Genomic DNA, 22,321 nt, shown 5'->3' with positions numbered 1-22,321 from the left:
ATTACCTAATTCAGCTATGCTACCAATCTAACAATACCTTTATTAATGTCTACTTCATTGAAATTTACTAAAAATCCTACTTTTTTATGAGTAAGTTTTAAATAGGTTAACAGTTGTTTCTTGTATATAGGTTTTATCTCCTCTACTGATTTTAACTCTAAAATAATTTTATCCTCTACCAATAAATCTAATCTAAAAGCAGTTTTTAACATAACTCCTTTATAAACAATAGGAATAGGTACTTCTGAAAGTACTTTCAAACCTTTATTTTCTAGTTCGTATTTTAAAGCGGTAGCATAAACACTTTCTAATAAAACTGTACCTAATTGGTTATACACTTCATAAATAGCTCCTCTTACTTTATAACTAAGCTCTTCTTCTACTATCATTTTCTATCTTATTTATTGTTGGTTTTTTTTCACCTTCACTAGGGTGCTTTAGTCTGTGCTATCTCTCACCGAAGGTGAGTAATCAGTGGAAAAGACATACAAAATATAAGAACTCTTATACATATAAATCTGTGAGATTCGTGAAATCCGTGCGAGGCTTTTAAAATCGTTAGTTTGCTAATTTCAATATAAAGCCAATTCTTGCGGGTATATACAACGATAGCAAATTCTCTTTGCCGGTGTACTGCGTAAAATGCTCTACGCTTTCATCGATGCGGTTGTCGCCTCCAAAGGCGGGGTTATCAGTATTCAGTACCGTTGTGTATTTACCCGCTGGCACATCAAACTGATAATCGGTGTAGGAGGTGGTGGGGTTGAAGCTGAAAACAAATAAGTAACCACTGCGCTCGAATATGAGTAGCTGTCGCTCGATATCGCGCACCAATATGTGGGGCTCTCGGTCTAGGAACTTACTATCGGTGGCAAAGTGTATCATCGCGCTATCAAAAGCGTTGAGGTATTTAAACTTCAAGTTAGAGTCGTCTACCAAACTCCATAGCCTGCGTGCGTGGGCATAGCTCCAACCATTACCTTGGCGCGGAAAGTCAATCCACTCAGGGTGTCCCCATTCGTTGCCCATAAAGTTGAGGTATCCCCCACCTGCGGTACCAAGAGTTACCAAACGTATCATCTTGTGCAAAGCCATCGCACGGTCGATAATCAGACTGTGGTCGAACACGCTCATACCGGTATACACTTCCTTATCGGTGAGCCAGAAAAATATCGTTTTATCACCCACCAAGGCTTGGTCGTGGCTTTCGGCATAACTAATGGTGCGTTCTTCGGCGCGTTTGTTAGTCAGTTCGTAATAGATATCGCCTACGTGCCATTGCTCATCGGGTACTTCTTTGAGGAGTTTAATCCAATAATCGGGAATACCCATACTCAGTTTGTAATCGAAGCCTACGCCTTTTTCAGCAATAGGCGAAGCAAGACCGGGCAATCCGCTCATCTCTTCGGCAATGGTCAGCGCTTCGGGGTAGAGCTCGTGAATAAGTTGGTTAGCCATAGTGAGATACACCAAAGCGTCGTCGTCCTCATTGCCATCATAATAGAAACTATAATTGGTAAAGGCTTTGCCTAAACCGTGATCGTAATAAATCATACTGGTAACGCCGTCGAAGCGGAAACCGTCGAAGCGATATTCTTCTAACCAATACTTACAGTTAGAAAGTAAAAAATTCAGTACTTGGGGCTTACCATAGTCAAAACAGCGGGAGTCCCACGCAGGGTGTTTACCGCGCTCACCGCGGTGGAAGTAAAGATAGTCGGTACCGTCGAAGAGGCTGAGCCCTTCTGCCTCGTTGCTCACCGAATGTGAGTGTACAATATCAAGCAGTACACGTATGCCCAAGCCGTGGGCAGCATCGATGAGTTCTTTGAGTTCTTCGGGGGTGCCAAAGCGTGAACTCACCGCAAAGAAGTTAGCCACCTGATAGCCAAAAGAACCGTAGTAAGGGTGCTCTTGTATTGCCATCAGTTGGAGAGTGTTATAGCCCAAGGCTGCGATACGGGGCAGTACATAGAGGCGAAACTCTATAAAAGTGCTCACGCGCTGGTGCTCGGTACTCATCCCTATATGTGCTTCGTAGATAAGCGGGTGTGGAACAGCTTTGGGGCGCGGGTGTTGCCAGTGGTAGGGGTGCTCGGGACACCACACTTGGGCGGAAAACACTTTGGTATAATCGTCCTGCACAGCGCGGGTAGTATGTGAGGGGAGGCGTTCGCCACTGCCTCCTTCCCATTCCACAAGTAGTTTGTAGAGCATTTCGTGGCGGAGGATATTAGCAGGAAGACGCAATTCCCAGTCTTGGTCGTTTAGTTTAGTGAAAGAATAGTGTTTGTTTTTTTGCCAGTCGTTGCTATCGCAAAGAAGAAAGATAGCCGTTGCATTTGGAGCCCACTCGCGTAGCACCCATTCTGTATGAGTACGGTGCAGACCGTAGTAGAGGTGCGAATTACAAGCATCAGCCAGGCACTTAGCGTCCCCTTGCACTCTATGAAGGACATCGATAAAGTGCTGATGCCTTCCCTGAATAACAGGGAGGTATGGTAGCAATAGTGGGTCGTTCATAAGGTTTGGTATTCTGGCTACGGAAAAGTCAAAAGATTGGCTTTTAGGTAAGTCAATTAAATTCGCCGTAAAATTAAAACAATATTTTGATAACTGCAAATTTTTTTGCAATTATTTTACAATAATTTTATAGTCTGTTATGATAAACTTATGTAGTTTAATAGAATACAAACACTTATAAAGTAGAAGACATCACTGTTAATGCTCTGTAAAAACAACTTTTTTATTACTTTTTACCCACATAAATATACCCCAAAGTGCCTATCAGCAGTAAATGTAAGTAAATAGCATACATCACCAGTTGGGGGTAATCTATCGTATCGGCAAATTTGTATAGGGCAATTACCTGCGCTCCATACGGGATAAGCCCCTGCGCATAACAAGAGAAGATATCCAATACCGATGCCACACTGCGCAACGGTATTTTAAACTGTTCAGCAATCGTTTTGCTCGTTTTCGAAGCGATGAGAATAGCCACCGTGTTATTCGCCACACACACATCGGCTACTGTCACCAAAAAGCCCATCCCTAAAAGAGCCGACGAGCCACTTTTGATGCGCTGAGTAATGAGGTTCATCAAAAACCGAATCCCGCCAAAATGCTCCACCAAAAACGCCAATCCTCCTATGATAAAGTATAAGAAGAAGGTATCAGCCATTCCCATAAAACCTTTGTGAATATCAGTAGCAAACTCCAAGAAATGAGACTTGCCGTACGCAAACCCTATCATCCCCGAGATAAGAATACCTAAGAAAAGCGACACAAATACGTTTACCCCAAAAAGCGCAATTATCACCACTGCCACATAAGGCAAAATAAGCACAGCGTTAAAATCGCTATACAACTGATTGTGAAGGTGATTTTCGGCGTCAGGATTTCCTATGAACAGCAGTATGATAACCGCCAGAATCGCCATTGGTATTGCTATTTTAGCATTCGCCTTCATCTTTTCGTTCATCTGACATCCAACCGACTGCGTGGCGGCAATCGTCGTGTCCGAAATAAGAGATAGGTTATCGCCAAACATCGCCCCCGATAGCAGTGATGCGCCTATGAGTGCCGTGTTCGACTGGCTTTGGGTGGCAAGGTCAAACACTATCGGCGAAAGCGTCATAATAGTACCCACCGAAGTGCCCGTAGCAAATGAAAGAAACGATGCAATGATAAAAATCCCTACCGGAAAATACTCTGGCGAGATGTAATACATACCCATATTCACAATACTATGCGTACTTCCCAAAGCATTAGCCACCGAAGCAAATGCCCCAGCCAAAAGTGCAATCATACACATTTGTAGCACATTGCTATCACCCGCCCCTTTAAAGAACAATCCTATTTTCTCTTTCATAGGAGCTCGGTAGATAAGTAAAGCCACTACCACCGAAAAAAGTGCAATAATAGGAGCAGGTAGCGAGTAGAAGTTGTCGAAATACAACCCACTACCTAAAAATAATGCTACGAATACGAGCAGAGGAATAATACTGATGATAGTTGTTTTCTGCATAGTTATTGTCTGTTTTATAGCAAAACAAAATTGATGTTTATCAAAATTAGGGAGGGTGTTTATTAAAATTAAAAATCCCAAAAATCACCACCCTTCTTTATCTTTACCCTACCATAAAAATAAAAAAGCCTTAATTCACTACTGATGAATTAAGGCTCTTGTGCGGGTGAAGGGACTCGAACCCCCACGCCGTGAAGCACTAGATCCTAAGTCTAGCGTGTCTACCAATTTCACCACACCCGCAAATGATGAACGTTTCAATGATTGACGGCGCAAAAGTACAACAGTTTTTTTTAACTGCAAATTTTTTCCGTGTTTTTTTATCCTTAATCTCACCTTAGCCCCACCAATACATTAATTATCAGTTAAATTTATCAACCAAAAATCATTCCTTCATCTTGCCTTCCTCTTGTTATCGCTACCCCTCTTTTTTTTCCGTCACTACATTCCCCTTTGAAGATAGCCAGCGACAGCTGGGTATGTGTATCGCGAGAGCGGAGTATGTGTAAAAGGGGAGGTTTGTTTCCTTTTCCAGCTTGTCCCCCTTCGGGGGTTCGGGGACTTACCGAATAAATGACTCGCCACAGTTCCCCCTTTGAATGGAAGTCCGCGATAGCGGAGTATGTGAATAGGGGGATGTTTCTATTACACTTTTCCCTTATTGCCTATGACCTAAGACCTCACACTTCCCCATTTACTAATTTTCTAATTTGCTAATTCCCTAATTATCCCTTCTCCTTTCGGTCTCTACATTCCCCCTTTGAAGATAGCCAGCGATAGCTGGGTATGTGTATCGCGAGGGCGGAGTATGTGTAAAAGGGGAGGTTTGTCTCCTTTTACAGCTTGTCCCCCTTCGGGGGTTCGGGGGCTTACCGAATAAATGACTCGCCTTTGAAGGGGGAAAGGGAGATGTTTCTATTACACTTTTCCCTTATTGCCTATGACCTAAGACCTCACACTTCCCCATTTACTAATTTTCTAATTTGCTAATTCTCTAATTTCTCTTCCTCTTTACTGTCGCTAGATTCCCCCTCTCCTTGGGAGAGGGACGGGGTGAGGATTCTCTTTCTTTCGCCTCGAAACCCCGTTTTCACTATTTTTTACATCGCTGTATTACGCTATCATCCAACCACTTATACACCCTTTCTATACCAATCGTCCAAGATTCGTATAAGCTTCCTATAAGCTCTCTATAAGCTAACCTCACCCTCCTTACACCCTTTTTTCACCAAAACTTCTCTCAGCTCTCTTCCGAACTTTTCCGTTTCCTTCCGAGCGCTCCTAACAGTCCTAACACATCGCTTTTGCGGTACGCACTTTGCCAAAGTTTCAAACTTTGGCAAAGTTAATTCTCTCCGCAGGCACTTTTCTTGTAGCTCGCTCCTCATTTTCTCATTCTCTCATTTCCAAATTTTCTCATTTCCAAATTCGTCCTACGACCTCTCTCTAAATATTTTTCTTCATTATTTATTGTCAATTACTAATTATTTTGTACTTTTGCACTTTCTAACACAACAGCAACAATTTTCAACAACAAAAAAATGATTAAAATTACACTACCCGACGGCTCTGTAAAAGAGTACCAAAGTGGGATTACTCCCGCCGAAATCGCAGCCTCTATCAGCGAGGGACTGGCGCGTAACGTCCTTTCTGCCAGCTTCAATGGCAAAACCATAGAAACCGTTACCCCCCTGACGACCGACGGTAGTTTAATATTATACACTTGGGATAGTCCCGAAGGTAAAAAAGCTTTCTGGCACTCCTCAGCGCACATCTTGGCACAAGCACTCGAAGAGCTCTACCCCGGCATCAAGCTCACCATAGGTCCTGCCATCGCCAATGGTTTCTATTACGATGTCGATTTCAACGGCAAACCGATTTCCGAAAAAGATTTCCCTGCCATTGAAGCTAAATTCTTGGAAATCGCACGTGGCAAACACCCTTTCAAAATGCGCCCCGTGAGTAAAGCCGAAGCCTTGTCGTACTACGCAGGCAAAAATGAGTACAAAACTGAACTCATCGAAGCCCTCGAAGATGGTACGATTACCTTCTGCGACCACAGCACCTTCACCGACCTTTGTCGTGGGGGGCATATCCCCAACACAGGCTTTGTAAAAGCCGTAAAAGTACTCAGCGCTGCTGGGGCTTATTGGCGTGGTGATGAGCACAACCCACAACTTACTCGTGTGTATGGTATCTCATTCCCTAAACAAAAAGAACTCACCGAATACCTCGAACTGCTTGAAGAAGCTAAAAAACGCGACCACCGCAAGCTCGGTAAAGAACTCGAACTCTTTACCTTCTCTAACAAGGTAGGACAAGGCTTACCACTCTGGTTACCCAAAGGAGCTGCCTTGCGCGAACGTCTCGAAGCCTTTTTGCGCAAAGCCCAAAAACAAGCTGGTTACGAGCAGGTAGTTACCCCGCATATCGGTCATAAGAATTTGTATGTAACCTCAGGTCACTGGGATAAATACGGAAAAGATAGTTTCCAACCCATTGCCACCCCTAACGAAGGCGAGGAGTATTTACTAAAACCGATGAACTGTCCGCACCACTGCGAGATATACAACTCACACCCTTGGAGTTATAAAGATTTGCCAAAACGTTTTGCCGAGTTCGGTACAGTATATCGCTACGAGCAAAGTGGCGAATTGCACGGCTTAACCCGCGTGCGTTGCTTTACCCAAGACGATGCGCACATCTTCTGTACTCCTGAGCAGTTAGACGACGAGTTCAAACACGTAATCGATTTGGTGCTCTATGTATTCGGCTCTCTTGGATTCGACAATTTTACCGCACAAGTATCGTTGCGCGACCCCGAAAACCCCACCAAGTATATCGGTAGTGATGAGAATTGGGCAAAAGCCGAAAATGCCATCATCAACGCTGCGAAAGAAAAAGGTTTGAGCTATGTAATCGAAACAGGTGAAGCTGCTTTCTACGGACCTAAACTCGACTTTATGGTGAAAGATGCCTTAGGCAGAAGCTGGCAACTCGGTACCATTCAGGTAGATTACAACCTCCCAGAGCGTTTCGACCTTTGGTATAAAGGCGCTGATAATGAAATGCACCGCCCTGTAATGATTCACCGTGCGCCTTTCGGAAGTATGGAACGTTTTGTAGCCATTTTATTGGAACACACTGCCGGAAACTTCCCATTATGGCTCAACCCGAGTCAAGCTATCGTACTATCATTGAGTGAAAAATATGAAAATTATGCTCAAAAAGTTTTGAGATTGTTAGAAAATTCCGATATTCGCACCCTGATAGACAATCGTGCTGAAACTATGGGCAAAAAAATACGCGAAGCCGAAACTCAAAAAATCCCGTATATGCTCATTGTAGGCGAGAATGAAGAGAAAGAAGGCACCGTATCAGTGCGCAAACGCGGTGGTGAGGATTTAGGAAGTATGAGCGTAGAAGCCTTTGCTAAACTCATCAACGACGAAGTCGCTAAGTCAATTAAACAATTTGCTAATTAGCAAATTAGAATAGTGAAAGTAATTTTAAATTTAAATAGCCATCATAAAAAAAAGTAACACACCGGGCAGAGATGACAAACAACCTCATCGTATCAATCGCGATATCCGCGTTCCTGAGGTGCGTTTGGTAGGGGAAAACGTCGAAGGAGGCGTATACCCCACTCGCAAAGCATTAGAAATTGCTAATGAATTAGAACTCGATTTGGTGGAAATTTCACCAAACGCCACGCCTCCTGTTTGTAAGGTAATCGATTATAAGAAATTCCTTTACGAACAAAAGAAGCGTGAGAAAGAGATGAAAGCCAAAGCTACCAAAGTAGTAATTAAGGAAATTCGCTTTGGTCCTCAAACCGATGACCACGACTATGAGTTTAAGAAGAAACACGGCGAGAAGTTCCTCAAAGAAGGCTCCAAAGTAAAAGCCTACGTATTCTTCAAAGGTCGTTCTATCATCTATAAAGACCAAGGAGAAATCCTCCTCTTGCGTCTCGCCACCGACCTCGAAGACTATGGCAAAGTAGAACAAATGCCTAAACTCGAAGGAAAACGTATGACGATGTTCCTCGCACCCTTACCCAAGAAAAAATAATCCCCTCCCTAACCCTCCCCCAAGGGGAGGATAAAAGTGAGGGCAAAAATAAACTCCCATAACTCCCCTCCTTGGGAGGGGCAGGGGGAGGACGGAATTATATCAATAAAAATCTAAGCAAATGCCAAAAATTAAAACTAAATCTGGAGCTAAAAAGCGCTTCAAGCTCACCGGCTCTGGTAAAATCAAGAGAAAACACGCGTTTAAAAGCCACATCTTAACTAAGAAAGCTAAAAAACGCAAGTTAGCACTCACCCACGCTACGCTCGTTCACTCTAACGACGAAGCAAGCGTGAAGAAACAATTAGGCTTAAAATAATTGTTTAAATAGTAGGAAATTAATAACCGTGGAGTAGGTACCCCTAAGCGTTTGTTTTAAGCACAAACCACCTGCTACAAAAATTAAAAAAAAGGAATTTATGCCAAGATCAGTAAATGCTGTAGCTCGTAGAGCTCGTAGAAAAAAAATAATGAAGCAAGCCAAAGGTTTCTTTGGCCGCAGAAAAAACGTTTGGACGGTAGCCAAAAACGCTGTTGAGAAAGCAATGCAGTACGCTTACCGCGACCGCCGTAACAAGAAGAGAACCTTCCGCGCTTTGTGGATTGTGCGTATCAACGCAGGGGCTCGCTTGCACGGATTGTCTTACTCTCAATTTATGGGTAAACTTAAAGCAGCTGACATCCAGCTCAACCGTAAAGTTCTTGCCGATTTGGCAATGAACCACCCCGAAGCGTTCAAAGCTATTGTAGAAAAAGTAAAATAAACGTTTAACTAAAGATATAATTCCGTATAGAAAAAGCGACTCCCCAGGAGTCGCTTTTTTATTTTTCTTGTTACGGTCTTTCTGATATTCCTTTCCTAACTGCCTGTGCACTCATTTCGCCCATTTCCTTTTGTAGTCAAAGCCGGCGTTTAGCAATATTTTTTCCTTGTGCAGGTCTTCTAAATAGGCTAAATCGTTGTTGTAAAGAGGTTTGCTAAGGCATTCTACAGCTACGGGCCTGCCTTCCTTGGGTTCTAACAAAATATCGATAGTATAACCACCAAACTCGTAGTCCATTGTAATACGCTGGTCGGGGTATTTTTCTTTGAGCTGACGGTAGGTTTGTTCTTTAAAAGCACTTTTACTTTGTTGGTCGATATCGTTATGTTTGTGTCCGTAGAGGTCGAGTTCCGATAGGATTTCACGGCGAATAACATCATTGCCGTCGCTTACAGCACGGGCGTAGGCGAGGTAGGCGTAGAGCACAGCGCGGCGGTTGTTAGCCCCTTCTTGCGCTAAAGCCTCTTTATAGGTTGCTAACAATTCTTCGGGGATAGAGTTGCACACGTATATCTGTTCCTTGGCGCGGGTGATAATCACGTTCAGCAGTTTGTAGCCTTTGGAGAAGTTCAGCGGACCAAAACTCTGTACGAACTTGCCCCCTTTCTTCTTGCCATAAGTTACCGATAAGATGATGATATCGCGCTCGTCACCTTGTATGTTTTCCAAGTTCTTGATAAAGAGTCCTGCTTGCTCTAAGGCGTTGATTTTCTCTCGAAAAGCCGTTTGCGTAGGGTCGTTTTGCTTTTGGAGTATTTGTTTGCGTATGTAGTTGCGCTGGGTGATATTGAAGGTCGCAATCCCCACCGATGGGTAACTACCGTCAGGACGAGGTTCTATTTGTGAGAGGATACGCAATACTTCGGCGGCTTCCTCACGGTTGATATGCTCATCGAATGTGCCATTTACCTGAGTGAAATGGATAGGGATACGACTTTCGGTGCTGGGTAGCGGACGCAATCGGGCGTTGTAGAAAGCGTGGTTAGAAAAATCAATCAGATAAGGGTGTTTAGAACGATAGTGAAAATCTAAATGGTTCTTACTGAATTGGTATTCCAAAGCGTAATCCAAGAGCGACTCTATGTTCAGCATTGCATTTTTGTAGGTGAGCACTTCATCTTCTTCCTCGTTATCGTCATCATCTTCGGCAGTACCGTCGAATACTTTGCTAAAGTAGTTAGACGGTGGCATTTGGTGTTCATCACCTGCGATGATAATCGTCTTACCTTTGAGCATAGCCGGCAGGTTGTCTTCAAGTTTCAGCTGACTTGCCTCGTCAAACACCACATTGTCGAAATAGAAATTCTTGCCCTCAAACAGGTTGCAACAAGCATCGGGGGTGGTGAGGATAATAGGGAAGAAACTCGTAAAGAGGTCGGTGTCCTTCATCGCTATTTGTCTCAAAGTGAGTCGACTGTGCTTTTCACTTTTGCGCTTGTTGTAGAGGTTGGCCACAGTGAGTTCCTTGTTAGCTTCTTCAAACGTTTTTACTGCTTTGCGTTGCTGGGCATTCCAGTAGCCCTCGATAAAATCTTTTTGGGCAGAGGCGAAGTAGTGTACTTTCTTTTTTAAATCGGCGTAATCGCGCTCGTTGAAGTTTAGCGTATCATCGGCATATTGTTGCAAGAGCAAGGTGTAGTAAGCGTAGAGGAAGGAGGCTTCCCAATGCGTTACTTTGGTAAGTGATAAAACGATGCGCTCTTGGAAATCGTTGAGTGATTGGAAGAATGCAAACCATTCGTATTGAACTACCAAAGGTTGTGCAGGGTCGGCTTGATAGCTGTTGTAGGTCGCTAAACTGCGAGCGATAAAGGTTTCAAACTCGGCAAAGGTATTGCCAAAATTGAGGGTGTCGAGCCAACTATCAGCTTCTATACGGTTTTTAAGCGATTTTACTTCGCTTATGAGCTTGTCTAAATCAGCGTTCACAAACGAGCGTTCGTAGTAATTGAGTAGGTCTAAGGTAGCAAAATCAGCATTGGCTTTGCCGTCGAAATCAGTTTGTGCTTGGGCAATGGCAGGAGTGTACTCGGCGATAACAGTTTTGTTGAGCAATAGGTTATCCGAAATAGCAATTGACGAAAAATTGCGGTGCAAACTGAGTGCTTTAATCGCAGTACAGAGTTCTTGCAAGCGTTTTTGGGTTTTCAACACCTGCTTTTTCTCAGAAGAAAAAAGTGCTGAGAGTTTATAGAAAAATCCTTTGGTTACCTCTGGTTGATACACAGGTGAAGTAGGAGGGAGGGTAGCAGTAATCAGCTCATACTCATTGCGGTATTGCGCTAAGGTATCCAGCTGCTGTATAAATTCTTCTTTGCGTTTGTGCAAGTAATAGGCTTTATAAACAGCTATTTGTTGCTGGATAACCTCCCACTGTTGTGCGTATTGCTTGAAGGCTTCGGCGAGTTGTTGTTGGGTGTTAAACAGATTGGTAGCGGTGAGTTTTTTGGGGTTGAACAGATGATTTTGGGCGTAGGGTGCATATCGCTGATAGAGTGCCTCACCTTGTTGCCAAAGGGGTGCGAGAGAAGCGAATTCTTCATCAGTAAATTGAAAGGAAAAAGCCGAGAGATCGAGTTCTTCTCTATCTGTTTCGTAGCGCATTAACTCCGCCATTACATCTGTCCACGACAGTTGGTTGAGGAGCGGTTGGTTGAGTTTGTGGTGAATAGCATTGATATCTGTTGTGATTTTGCGCATTGCTTGCACTTGTTCGGCAAGGAGATTTTCGAGGAAGGCTGGTGTTTCTTTTTTAAACTCGGCATTATCTATATGGTTACGCACAGCATCTACAATAAACCTACGGTCGGCAATAGCATCTTTTATCATTGTACAATACCTGCCCAAACCTTTGTTTTGCAAGGCGTTGTAGAGCACTTCGAGGGCTGTTTGTTTCTCGCAGACTACTAATGTTTTCTGTTTGTTTTCCAAAGCATTGATGAGAATTGCCGTGAGCGTTTGGCTCTTGCCCGTACCTGGAGGACCTTGAATGAGTATTTTCTGCTGACTTTTCAGCGATTCCAAAATCGACTGTTGAGAGGGGTCGGTTTCAATAGCACTTAGCGATTGGAATTGTTCGTTGGCTGTTGTCTGCAAAGGTACAAATTCCTTTTTCAGCGATTCGTAATCGTTGATGATGTTCTGTTTTTGCACTTCAAAGAGGGAGAGAATACCGCTTTTTTCTATAAAAGCATCGCCCTTGTTAGGTAAAAGTTCCTCGTACTCCGCTTTGGTTTTTAGAGGGAGAATCTCGGTATAGTTGTTCAGCAAGAAATCCAAGTTTTGGGTAACTTTCAGTTGGTTGAGGATATCCGAACAAAGAGAGTGCAGTTCAGGTTTATCGATTTTACCGTCTTCTAGCATCTCATCGGGGATAGGTTTAAGGCTTACGCCCGAATCGTTTTGCAGGTGGTTGGTGAGCACCTCGTTTAGGTAGATAGGGTCGTCCTCATTGCGACTTATCACCCACGTATTCATTTGGTTAGCTGGCTTTATCTTCACCGACCAAATTAGGATAGGCGCAGCCGTGAGTTGTCCGTCGCCCATATCCCGACGCAATAGTATGGGGAAGCCAAAACCCAGTGTGTTCACCCCTTTTTCGGAAGTGATAACCTCGCTTTGGAACATCAGGTTTTCGATGCTATCTACGAGTTTTTCTAAGGTTGCCTCACGTTCTTTAGGTATATTTTTAGAGGCTTGTCCCCCTTGGGGGGAACGGGGGATATCTATATCCGTACTTTCGGTATCGTGAATAGAAAACGAAAAGTTGAGGTTGCGTAAGGTGAGTAAGTCGAGGATAAAGCGTTCGGGCAAGCTCTTGAAGATAGCCGAAAGTCGTGCAATATCAAATTTATAGCGCGAAGCACCAGGAAGTGCATTGAGGTGCACGCCACGACGGTTACCCACTTTCAGTTTGTTTTGCAGAGCAGTAAATACTTCTTGGTTCATTTTTCAGTGCTAAAAGAGGAAGTGTTTTATTTCTTGTTTTTATAGAAAAGTTCAGAATGGCTACCTATTCTTTGAAGTATAATAGCCATATTTTCATCGTTTTGTTCCCAAATCAGTAACAAATCAGACTCTATATGGCATTCCCAACAACCTTTGTAATTTCCTGTTAAGAGATGTGGAAGGTTTTTCTTGGGAATACCTTCAGTTCCTTTGTACATCAGGATTTTTATAATTTCTTTTATAGCCTTTTTCTTAGCTTCCTGATTAGAGAATTTTTTGTATTCTTTTTTATAGGTAGTTGTTATAAAAATAGAATATTTAGGAATTTCTTCTTGCTCCGTATTATTCATTGTCTAAATCACTAAATAATTCATCAAGATTTTTATAACCTTTTAGTAGTCCTTCTCTAAACTCTCTTCTTCCCTCCTCAATAGCTCTTATAGTTTCCTCGTTAGGAATATACTCCTCTACGGGTTCTGCTACTACAGTAGGTTCGGCAATTACGTTGTATTTCTTGAAAAGTGATTCAAACATAGGAGCATTTTCCTTAGGAATACTCACATTATAATTAACCATTTCGTTATATTTTACAGTTCTCATATTTCTTTTTTTGGCAAAGATAATGCATAATTACCAAATCACCAAATTACTCTCCTTAGTCCTTAGCCCACTTCATTTCCTAAATTTAAATAAAAATCCTTTGTGAGCGACTTGTACGCCTCAGTATAAACCCCACGTTCCTTCTCAATAATAAGCACATCGATAGGGTAGGAGGAGAGCTCTTTTCTACTCAGTAGTAGCATACTCCGTTTTAGTTCAGCCGTAGCATTGCCTCGCGTATGAGTGATTTTCTGAGGAAAAAGACCATAACCCGATGCAAGAGCGATAAATCCTTCGGTTTCGCTATATGGCAAAATAATACTAAAAACACCCTCGTCCGACAGTAATTGGCTTACCCCTTCTAAGAGCTCCGAAAACGAAAGCGTATCAGTAAACCGAGCCGTGTTGCGCGCTTTTTCAGCTGTTTTATAATCAGCGGTATAGAAAGGCGGATTAGAGATGATAAGGTCGTACACTTCATCTATCTCCAAAGCAAATTCCTGAAACGAAGCGTGATAGCAAAACAAGCGGTCGCCCCATTGGCTCTCTTCGAAGTTCTCCGTGCATTCTATATAGGCTTTTTCGTCTATTTCCACGGCGTCAATCACAGGAGCGTCAGAGCGTTGAGCTAACATTAGCGACAATAAGCCCGTTCCCGCCCCAATATCCAGTATACTTTTAGGATTCTCAACAGGCGTCCACGCCCCCAATAGCACCCCATCAGTGCCTATCTTCATCGCACTTTGTGCTTGCTTTACGTTAAATTGCTTAAACTTAAATGTCATATTCTCTTTGCTCCTTCCTCCGAGGTTATCAGTTTTTAATACAAAAAAGTCGTTCTACCCCTTTTTCAACCTCTTTTTTTTAATTCAAGCAAAGATACAAAATAATTACCAATCAGCAACCCCCTTCTGAATATTTTTTTGACTTTCAGAGTTGGTACCAGTCACATAGGTAATATATTCTGCCTATCTACCAATAAAGCAGAATATATTACCACAGAAACTTCTTTTTATAGATTCCCACCTTTCAAAAAAGCACCTTTTATCCTATACCAATCGTCCAAGATTCGTTCAAGGTTCGTATAAGGTACCTATATCATAGTATATTTTTCTTTTTGAAAATCCCTATTTTATTCTTCTTAAAAACTACCCGTACGACTCACACAAACTGCCCGTGCGGCTCACACTTTCATTTTCTAATTTCCCAATTTTCAAATTTGCTAATTTTCAAATTTGTATATTAAAAATTGTTTTTGTAGTTTTGCACCCTCAGTGAAGAATTATATAATAAAATAACATACAATGATATATTATTCTATTCTCGCAATAAGCGTAGCCTACCTCATTTATATACTTGTAATGCAGGGAACTACCAACTTAAAAAGAGAAAAATCCATTGAAGAAAAACGCCAAAAATGGCAAAATGCTTTGGTAGACGAAGAAGATACCAAAGACAGAATTATGGAGCTCATCAAAAGTGAATACGGTGAGCCCACCACAAGTTCCGTCGAAAAAGGCGTATATACCGAAGGTATGCCCGACTTTTTGGTGAAAATGGCGCTCGGTAAGCCGTTAGAAGTCCAAAGTGCAGGATTCAAAGGCTCTACTACCGAACGTTGGCACTACAAAACCCTTACCCTCACATTCCAAAATAACAAACTCATCGGCTGGGAAAGCCACGATAACACCTCTCAAAAACCAAGATTATAATGTTAAAGGATTACTACGAAATATTAGGAGTTAGCCAAAAGGCTTCTGACGACCAAATACGCGATGCCTACAAAAAGCTCGCAAAAGCCTATCACCCCGATAAACATCAGGGCGACGATTTCTTTGCCGAAAAATTCAAAAGCCTACAAGAAGCTTACGCAGTCCTTTCCGACCCCGAAAGTCGTAAAGACTACGACGCCGACCTCGCCGCTGAGTTAAAAGGACAAAAGAAAACCGAAGAACCTAAAAAACAAGCTAAAAAGAAAACCTCACAAAAAAATAGCGCCTCCTCAAAAGCTCGTACCGTAAAGGATTTGCCCTCTTTGATAGATATTTATTTCGAACAGAAAATCGCTACCGTAAAAACCCGAAAAGAGTACGACACTTTCTTAGCATCTCCCAAAAAACAGTACTCCTCTTGGGTGAAAATTGTGCTTGTAGCCCTTGTCATCATTCTAAGCACCATCTTGCTAAACCCTTCTTTTGGTCTCCTAAAAGGACTTTTGCCTTAATTAAGCACAGTTGATAAATATAAATTGAATAATCAATAAAATTTGCGATATACACTTTGCCAAAGTGCTAAGCCTTTGATAAAGTCTATCAATGAGTCAAAAACTTAATTTTTTGATTAATTTCTATAGCCCAAGCGATACTTCACTTTAACGAACGACAAAATTCAACTATCAGCAAACATAGATTTTACAGCTGTTGCCTTGGATACTTTTCGTTATCAATACGAAAACAACGAGGTATACCATCGCTTTTGTACCCTATTGAACTGCCTTCCTAATAAGGTAAACACACTCGAAAAAATACCTTTTCTTCCTATCGAATGTTTTAAAACTGAAAAAGTGTATTGTGGCAATGCGCCTCACCAGCAAATCTTCACCAGCAGTGGTACAACAGGCGCACAAACCTCCCGACACTATGTGAAAGACCTTAGCTTGTATGAACAAAGCTTCCGTAAAGGCTTTGAACATTTCTACGGCAACGTTGAAGATTATGTAGTTTTAGCCCTTCTTCCCTCGTATTTAGAACGCACCGGCTCTTCCCTCATCACTATGGTAGCCGACCTCATTGAGCGCTCTGGTAGCCAGTACAGCGGTTTTTATCTCAATGAATACGACCTCTTAGCTGAGCGTTTGCAAACCCTTGATGCTTCGGGCAAGAAAGTACTGCTCATAGGGGTATCCTTTGCGTTACTCGACCTTATAGCCAAGCATACTTTCTCTTTAAAAAATACGATTGTAATGGAAACTGGCGGAATGAAAGGTCGTCGCAAAGAACTCGTGCGCGAAGAATTGCACGCGCTCCTCTGTAAAGGCTTTGGTGTCGAAATGATTCACTCGGAATACGGAATGACCGAACTGCTTTCGCAAGCCTACTCTGCTGGTAAGGGTATTTATAAGTGTGTACCTTGGCTGAAAATCCTTATACGCGATACGAATGATGCGCTAAGCTATCTGCCTACCGGCAAAACCGGCGGAATTAATATCATCGATTTAGCCAATAGAGAATCGTGTAGTTTTATTGCTACTCAAGATTTAGGGAAGCTATACCCCGATGGTACTTTTGAAGTATTAGGACGCTTCGACAACGCCGATATCAGAGGTTGCAATTTGCTCATTAGTTAATTTGCGTCGCTACACTTTGCCAAAGTTTTCTGCCCGTACGGCTCGCACCTTTGGCAAAGTTGAATACCAATTATACATTAAATTAAGGCAATTTATCTCATAAATACTCGTTTTGTCAATTGTTCATTGTCAATTGTCAATTGTTTTTTTCATTTTTTCAATTTCTTTTTGAGTCTCTTCTACAATTTTAGTATCTACACCTGCCTTCTCAGCACCGCGTTGTATTTCAGTTTTAATCTCATCGGTAGCATCGCGCAGTTGGCGCATTGCCTTTCCTAAACCACGCGCAATACTTGGGAGCTTATCAGCCCCAAAAAGGATTAAAACCATAAAAAGTATGAATATAATTTCTGAAAACCCCATAAAATCAATTAACAATTGATAATTAACACTATGGCCTATGACCTACTGCCTATGGCCTATTCACTGCAAAATTACATTTTTTTTGTCATAAAACAGCAAATATCATATTTTTTTTATACTTTTGCCCGTATGAAAAAGGTAAAATATTATTACGACCCCGATACGCTCTCGTATAAACGCATCCTCTCCCGAAAGCGTACAAAGGTGCGCAATGCTTTAATTTTTCTTACAGCTGCTGCACTCTTCGGGATTTTATTCTCTTTTATAATGATTAACTCGCGCTTGTTTTTCACCCCCCGCGAGGTGGTATTAGCACGCGAGATTAAAACCTATGAAACCAACTACCAAATCCTGAACAAAAAGATGGAATTGGCGGAAGATGTGCTTGCCGACCTTGAAGAACGCGATAATAATATGTACCGCCTTTACTTCAACGCTCCTATTATCCCCGATAGTGTTCGCAAAAGCCTCAAAGACCCTAACCGCTATAAAAACCTCGAAAAATACGGAAACTCCAAACTTGTTGCCAATACAAACAAACGCTTAGACGTATTGCGAAAACAGTTGGTCGTACAGTCAAAATCGTTAGATGAGATTGCTAAACTTTCTAAGGCAAAGGAAAAATTCTTGTCTTCCATTCCTGCCATTCAGCCTATTAATAATAAAGATTTAAAGCATATGGCATCGGGATATGGTTGGCGTATCGACCCTTTTACCAAAGCGCGTAAGTTCCATTATGGTATGGACTTCACTGCGCCCCAAGGCACTCCTGTATATGCTGCGGGCGATGGAGTAGTAGCACGTGCCGATAGCAATGCCTCAGGTTATGGTAACCACATTCGCATCGACCACGGTTATGGCTATGTAACTCTCTACGGACACCTTTCGGCTTACAATGTGCGTGCAGGACAACACGTCAAGCGTGGCGACCTCATAGGAAGGGTAGGAAGTACAGGTCGCTCGGAAGCTCCACACCTGCACTACGAAGTGATAAAGAACGGCGAACACATCAACCCGATACACTTCTATTATGGCAACCTCACCCCGAGCGAATACACCGAAATGCTACACGTTTCTACCCAAGAAAATCAATCGCTTGACTAAGATGATTGGAAATAGTATTTTGTTAATTAAACCCATATGACTCACCATAATCTTCCCCAGAATTGGGACTTCTTTATGTGCCATATCGAAGGCGTCCCAGCTTCTATACGCACCAATTTAGCCTTGTTTGAGCTTGCTCCTCTCGAGGGCTTATCGCAACGTTTACAGTTTTATATAAAAATGCAAAACCCTACTCCTGATGGATTTCCTTCAAAGGAGGAGTATCCTATCCTCTGTGATATAGAAGATGCCATAAGCGAGAAAGCCGAAGCCACAGGAGCAGTATTGGCAGGTGTGGTAAAATCCGAAGGCTTTTTAGAGCTTTGGTTTTACTGTAATAATGCGGAAGTTTTAGCACAGACTTGCGAAGAAGCGTTACAAGCTTTTGAGGGTTATAAATCGGGATATAATACCGCTGAAGATGCCCAATGGGAAGATTATTTCGACTTTCTTTATCCTGATGAGTTTTCTTATCAAACGATGCAGAACAGAAAAGTGCTAATGCAACTTGAGAAGAAAGGGGATAAGATGGAAGTCCCTCGTGAAATAGACCATTTTATCTACTTCAAAAGTGAGGCACAACAACAAGGTTTTGCCGAGAAAGTAGCCGAAAAAGGCTATAAAGTGCGTTTGAGTGATGAGAAAACAGTAGAGGAACGGAAATCCGAAGGACATACTTTTCCTTACACCGTCGAAGCCACACGTGAGGACAGCCCGTTAGATATCAATAATATCGTATGGGAACTGATAGAGCTAGCTTCTTCTTTTGAAGGAGAATACGACGGCTGGGGCTGTGTGAATGTAACTGATAACTGATAATTTCTTAGAGAAATGGATATTGTATTACCCGATAAACTATATTACACCATAGGAGAAATAGCAAAGGCTTTCAATGTGAATGCTTCTCTTATTCGCTTTTGGGAAAAGGAATTTTCTATTATCAGCCCGAGAAAGACGAGTTCGGGAAGCAGGAAATTCTCTCCCGATGATGTTAAGAAACTCCAGCTTATCTATCATTTGGTAAAAGAACAAGGCTACACCCTTGAAGGGGCGCGTCAACGTCTTAAAGAAGACAAGCAGAAACCTCTTACAAACCTTGATGTGGTTACAAAGTTAGAGCGTGTAAAGCAAATGCTTATCGATATCAAAGAAAATCTTGAATAATGTCAGTTCGATATATACAATATTGATTTACAATTATATTTGTATTACAATCTGTGTGAATCTCCAGTAGCAGAGCTACTAATCCGTGTGCATCACAACTGATAATAATAGAGATTTATCTGTGTCAAATCCGTGTAATTCGTGAAATCTATGCGAGACATTTAAAACAGCAAAGCTATCCATTTGTTTGATTTTTTTAAGATTTGTAAGATTTCTGTAGCGTAAGCTACACTTTTCTAACATCGAATTCACATCAAATAACAAAAAAGCTGTACGATGTAACTATACTCGTACAGCTTTTTTAGGAAAAAACATCAATATTAATTTGTGTCTATTTCCAAAGAATCACTAATGTCTCTTCGGAGGATAGGTGGGCGGTGTTAGCTGTTGCGCTTCCTCCCTTATCGGCAAAAACGACCGAAGGATTTACTCCTTTGGGGCAGCGCAATGCCACTGAGGTAGCTTGTGGGCGTTTGTTGATGAGAATAGTAAGATATTGATTGTCTTTTTGCATTGTATACATTTGCACTCCTTTTTGGTAAGTTTCAAACTGAAAAGGGACTGTAGCTTGCGCTTCGGCGAGTAGCAAATGCGAAAGAGCTTCCCCTTTGCCACTGCGCAAAGCACCCATACCCAATAGCGATGGAAACCAAAAAGTCTCTCCTTTTACAAAGCGATGTCGCGTTGCCAACACACTATTCCCCTCTTGGACAACTATTTGACCTTGAGTATTGTAGATACTTCCTTTCCAAAGGTGGGCAGGCAGAGGGGCGTTTTGGTAATTTACACTGAAATCGGTAGGGAGGCATTTTACTTCTTTCAGTGCTCCTCCTAATACATCTTGTAGCGGAAAGCCCGTGTGATGTAGGGCAAACATATTTTCGTCGTAAAAAGCACTGAGACCTTCCATAATCAGTTTGCCGCCATTGCGTACAAAGTTGCGCAGAGGTTCCCAATAACGCGATGGGAGGCTTACTTGTCCTGATAAAATAATTGTTTCGCCTTTGTAAGAGGGTTTGTTCCAGTTGAACTCATCAAAGCACTGAAACTGACTATTGATACCGTTTTCAAGTAGGGTTTCGTACATTGCAAACGCCGATTTCATAGCTCCTCCCGTGTTTCTGCCCTCGTAATTATTGTTGGTATTATCATTTAGTTGAGCTTTCTTTTCTACCCAAAGTGTTTCGCGGGTATAGAGGATGTGAATATTGGCTACTACGGGTTTAAATTTGCTGCTGTTGATTTTTCGGAGTGTTTTGGCAACTTCAGAGGCAGCAGTGAGTCGGTCGGTGGGTTGGTTTTGGAAATCTACGAGCGCCCATTCGCCTGCTTCATCACCCACAGCACGAGGGTTTAAGCACCAAAATAAGATGTGTTCAGCACCGTTGCCAATGCTCGTCCACAGCCATTGAGTGATTTCTTCTTTGGTAGGGCAGAAGGCTTTATAACCGCTATAGGTGTTGTTGCCTCCTTGCAATTCGGTTACCCAAAAAGGCAATTCGCCTGCTCCCGAACGTATGATAGCGCAATTTGCCCCCAAAGCCGTAGCGTACTGACTTCTGTGAAACATAGTGTAATGCCAACTGGGGTGAGCTGAAGCACCTAACGAATTGAGGAAGTTGCGCCAAGCAGGGAAATTGTATTCGGCAATATTGCTGAATATTTGGTGAGAATTGACGTGCAAATAGACATTAGGGTCGTGCTTTTTCACCTCGTTGGCAATCCATTGCAGATACCAAGTGTTGTAGTGTAGCAAGAACTGTTGAGGGGTGAAATCTACTATTTGTGGGTAGCCTTTGCTGTTGTAAGTAGTAGGTTGTAGTGTTTTGAGCCATTCATTTTTTTTGGTATTAGCAAAAGCGTCGTTAGGTACCCAACCCCCTGTGCCAGGTTCGTTCATCAGCACCCAACCATAGAGGGCAGGTGAGGTTTTGAAATGGGTTACTACTTGCTTGATATAGGTAGCAATTTCTTGTAGATGCGACTGCGAATAAGGGTGTTTAAAGCCTCCTAACGAATTGTCGGGGGCAGCGGGGAAGAGCGTGCCTACAATCTTCACATTGTACCGCTCTGCTGCTTTAAAAGCCTTGTCAAAAAGAGAGAAATCCCAAGTACCGTCGGGGCGCTTCATATAGTTCTCGAACATACGAATGCGGCAACAGTTCATTTGGTGCTCGCTGAGGAGTTTGAACCAAGTATTTATCTCCTCATCGGTTTGACCAGGCTCTATGAACACCTGTGCACCAATGGGTGATACATAGGGTTGCGCTTTCACAGTGGTAGTGATGGAGGCAATCCCAAGGCATAAAAGGTATATATAACTTCTTAAAAACATACAAATACTTTTTGGTGGTACATTTTGTGTTGCAAAGGTAAGGCAATAAAGTCTTTATCCACTTATCTTTTCTTTTAGAAAACTTATCAAATTAATAAGAAAAGTCTTTTTTGTATGTTTAATGTTACTCCACTTTATGATTTTCGTTATGTCCTCTATCTGTTACTGATATTTTTCCCCCAATAGCACAATTACAAGTACTCTCATCGGTAAGAATTTTCATTTCGTTTATAGTTGTATTTTTGGCAGTATTCTCCCATTTTATAAGACACGGCACACAAGGCAAATATCCTCCTGAAGTAGGTTTTAGTTTACACTGTCCAAAGGAAAGTATATTTACATTGGCTTGTTTGTCTTCTTCTGTGGCAATAGGCTTCTCCTCTATAGTTGTAAATGTTTGACTTGTAACAGTAAGATTACTTTTAGTACTACCTTGATTACAAATAAGTTCCGCTGTACTAGTGATTATATTTGGCATATATAAATTTAAATTATTAATTATAATTCTACCTCTTCTCTCTCGTCTTATCAGGTAC

General features: G+C 42.1%; 22 protein-coding genes and 1 tRNA gene. 10 read left to right on the top strand and 13 right to left on the bottom strand.

Going from position 1 to position 22,321, the window contains the following annotated elements; all coding sequences use genetic code 11:
• Window positions 1-14: 14 nt before the first annotated feature.
• The 6 genes from HMPREF1320_RS02605 to HMPREF1320_RS11790 all read right to left on the bottom strand — a co-directional run bounded on the left by HMPREF1320_RS02605 (window position 15) and on the right by HMPREF1320_RS11790 (window position 4,909).
• Window positions 15-389: a GxxExxY protein gene (locus HMPREF1320_RS02605; protein ID WP_009417363.1), complete on the bottom strand. Its 375-nt coding sequence runs from the start codon at window positions 387-389 to the stop codon at window positions 15-17.
• Window positions 390-558: 169 nt separating this feature from the next.
• The gene (locus HMPREF1320_RS02600; RefSeq protein WP_034553936.1) at window positions 559-2,523 is read right to left on the bottom strand and encodes an alpha amylase C-terminal domain-containing protein; all 1,965 of its coding nucleotides are present in this window, start codon (window positions 2,521-2,523) and stop codon (window positions 559-561) included.
• Window positions 2,524-2,749: 226 nt separating this feature from the next.
• Window positions 2,750-4,027 carry a Na+/H+ antiporter NhaC family protein gene (locus tag HMPREF1320_RS02595; RefSeq protein ID WP_009417370.1) on the bottom strand — a complete coding sequence of 426 codons (1,278 nt, stop codon included), beginning with the start codon at window positions 4,025-4,027 and terminating at the stop codon, window positions 2,750-2,752.
• A 161-nt stretch (window positions 4,028-4,188) separates the two neighbouring features.
• Window positions 4,189-4,270: transfer RNA gene (locus HMPREF1320_RS02590), tRNA-Leu, on the bottom strand.
• 131 nt (window positions 4,271-4,401) lie between these two features.
• Complete coding sequence (locus HMPREF1320_RS11795) at window positions 4,402-4,614, bottom strand: hypothetical protein (protein ID WP_083835351.1); 213 nt, start codon at window positions 4,612-4,614, stop codon at window positions 4,402-4,404.
• Between the two features lie 160 nt (window positions 4,615-4,774).
• Window positions 4,775-4,909, bottom strand: coding sequence for a phosphinothricin acetyltransferase (locus HMPREF1320_RS11790; RefSeq protein WP_083835350.1), 135 nt, complete (start codon window positions 4,907-4,909; stop codon window positions 4,775-4,777).
• A gap of 659 nt (window positions 4,910-5,568) precedes the next feature.
• Here HMPREF1320_RS11790 and thrS point away from each other — a divergent pair.
• From thrS to rplT, 4 genes are all read left to right on the top strand, one after another.
• Window positions 5,569-7,512: a threonine--tRNA ligase gene (gene thrS, locus HMPREF1320_RS02580; RefSeq protein ID WP_009417375.1), complete on the top strand. Its 1,944-nt coding sequence runs from the start codon at window positions 5,569-5,571 to the stop codon at window positions 7,510-7,512.
• Between the two features lie 91 nt (window positions 7,513-7,603).
• Window positions 7,604-8,101 (top strand): translation initiation factor IF-3, encoded by a 498-nt coding sequence (gene infC / locus HMPREF1320_RS02575; RefSeq protein ID WP_106096058.1) that lies wholly within the window; start codon window positions 7,604-7,606, stop codon window positions 8,099-8,101.
• A gap of 121 nt (window positions 8,102-8,222) precedes the next feature.
• The gene (rpmI, locus tag HMPREF1320_RS02570) at window positions 8,223-8,420 is read left to right on the top strand and encodes a 50S ribosomal protein L35 (RefSeq protein ID WP_002674635.1); all 198 of its coding nucleotides are present in this window, start codon (window positions 8,223-8,225) and stop codon (window positions 8,418-8,420) included.
• 100 nt (window positions 8,421-8,520) lie between these two features.
• Entirely contained in the window at window positions 8,521-8,865 is a 345-nt protein-coding gene (gene rplT, locus HMPREF1320_RS02565) for a 50S ribosomal protein L20 (protein WP_002674637.1), read from the top strand.
• Between the two features lie 111 nt (window positions 8,866-8,976).
• Here rplT and HMPREF1320_RS02560 read toward each other — a convergent pair whose 3' ends face one another.
• From HMPREF1320_RS02560 to HMPREF1320_RS02545, 4 genes are all read right to left on the bottom strand, one after another.
• Window positions 8,977-12,873, bottom strand: a complete 3,897-nt coding sequence (locus HMPREF1320_RS02560; protein ID WP_009417381.1) for a DEAD/DEAH box helicase — start codon at window positions 12,871-12,873, stop codon at window positions 8,977-8,979.
• Window positions 12,874-12,899: 26 nt separating this feature from the next.
• On the bottom strand, window positions 12,900-13,223 hold the full coding sequence (locus HMPREF1320_RS02555; protein WP_009417366.1) for a type II toxin-antitoxin system YafQ family toxin: 324 nt from the start codon (window positions 13,221-13,223) through the stop codon (window positions 12,900-12,902).
• Window positions 13,216-13,473 (bottom strand): flagellar motor switch protein FliM, encoded by a 258-nt coding sequence (locus tag HMPREF1320_RS02550; protein ID WP_009417376.1) that lies wholly within the window; start codon window positions 13,471-13,473, stop codon window positions 13,216-13,218. Before HMPREF1320_RS02550 ends, HMPREF1320_RS02555 begins: the two co-directional genes overlap by 8 nt.
• Before the next feature lie 62 nt (window positions 13,474-13,535).
• Window positions 13,536-14,258: a tRNA1(Val) (adenine(37)-N6)-methyltransferase gene (locus HMPREF1320_RS02545; RefSeq protein ID WP_009417373.1), complete on the bottom strand. Its 723-nt coding sequence runs from the start codon at window positions 14,256-14,258 to the stop codon at window positions 13,536-13,538.
• A gap of 519 nt (window positions 14,259-14,777) precedes the next feature.
• Between HMPREF1320_RS02545 and HMPREF1320_RS02540 the strand changes: the two genes are divergently transcribed.
• From HMPREF1320_RS02540 to HMPREF1320_RS02530, 3 genes are all read left to right on the top strand, one after another.
• Window positions 14,778-15,185, top strand: coding sequence for a hypothetical protein (locus HMPREF1320_RS02540; protein ID WP_009417367.1), 408 nt, complete (start codon window positions 14,778-14,780; stop codon window positions 15,183-15,185).
• The gene (locus tag HMPREF1320_RS11785) at window positions 15,185-15,697 is read left to right on the top strand and encodes a J domain-containing protein (protein ID WP_009410997.1); all 513 of its coding nucleotides are present in this window, start codon (window positions 15,185-15,187) and stop codon (window positions 15,695-15,697) included. The genes HMPREF1320_RS02540 and HMPREF1320_RS11785 overlap by 1 nt, the downstream gene beginning before the upstream one ends.
• A 201-nt stretch (window positions 15,698-15,898) precedes the next feature.
• The gene (locus HMPREF1320_RS02530) at window positions 15,899-16,819 is read left to right on the top strand and encodes an acyltransferase (protein ID WP_009417372.1); all 921 of its coding nucleotides are present in this window, start codon (window positions 15,899-15,901) and stop codon (window positions 16,817-16,819) included.
• A 129-nt stretch (window positions 16,820-16,948) separates the two neighbouring features.
• Here HMPREF1320_RS02530 and HMPREF1320_RS02525 read toward each other — a convergent pair whose 3' ends face one another.
• On the bottom strand, window positions 16,949-17,182 hold the full coding sequence (locus HMPREF1320_RS02525; RefSeq protein WP_034553924.1) for a twin-arginine translocase TatA/TatE family subunit: 234 nt from the start codon (window positions 17,180-17,182) through the stop codon (window positions 16,949-16,951).
• Between the two features lie 129 nt (window positions 17,183-17,311).
• Between HMPREF1320_RS02525 and HMPREF1320_RS02520 the strand changes: the two genes are divergently transcribed.
• From HMPREF1320_RS02520 to HMPREF1320_RS02510, 3 genes are read left to right on the top strand one after another with little or no spacing between them, the layout of a single operon-like run.
• Window positions 17,312-18,286 carry a M23 family metallopeptidase gene (locus HMPREF1320_RS02520; RefSeq protein ID WP_034553937.1) on the top strand — a complete coding sequence of 325 codons (975 nt, stop codon included), beginning with the start codon at window positions 17,312-17,314 and terminating at the stop codon, window positions 18,284-18,286.
• A gap of 36 nt (window positions 18,287-18,322) precedes the next feature.
• Complete coding sequence (locus HMPREF1320_RS02515) at window positions 18,323-19,102, top strand: DUF695 domain-containing protein (RefSeq protein ID WP_009417371.1); 780 nt, start codon at window positions 18,323-18,325, stop codon at window positions 19,100-19,102.
• Between the two features lie 15 nt (window positions 19,103-19,117).
• Complete coding sequence (locus HMPREF1320_RS02510) at window positions 19,118-19,450, top strand: MerR family transcriptional regulator (RefSeq protein WP_009411004.1); 333 nt, start codon at window positions 19,118-19,120, stop codon at window positions 19,448-19,450.
• Between the two features lie 331 nt (window positions 19,451-19,781).
• On the opposite strand, the gene HMPREF1320_RS02505 is transcribed toward HMPREF1320_RS02510, so the two are convergent.
• Window positions 19,782-21,785, bottom strand: a complete 2,004-nt coding sequence (locus HMPREF1320_RS02505; RefSeq protein ID WP_009417364.1) for a beta-galactosidase — start codon at window positions 21,783-21,785, stop codon at window positions 19,782-19,784.
• A 124-nt stretch (window positions 21,786-21,909) separates the two neighbouring features.
• Window positions 21,910-22,263, bottom strand: coding sequence for a DUF4280 domain-containing protein (locus tag HMPREF1320_RS02500; protein WP_009417377.1), 354 nt, complete (start codon window positions 22,261-22,263; stop codon window positions 21,910-21,912).
• Between the last annotated feature and the right edge of the window lie 58 nt (window positions 22,264-22,321).

Origin of the sequence: Capnocytophaga sp. oral taxon 335 str. F0486 (genome assembly GCF_000277665.1) — a bacterium.
In the GTDB taxonomy this organism is placed as follows: Bacteria; Bacteroidota; Bacteroidia; order Flavobacteriales; family Flavobacteriaceae; genus Capnocytophaga; species Capnocytophaga ochracea.
This window is presented reverse-complemented; position numbering and strand designations above follow the sequence as displayed.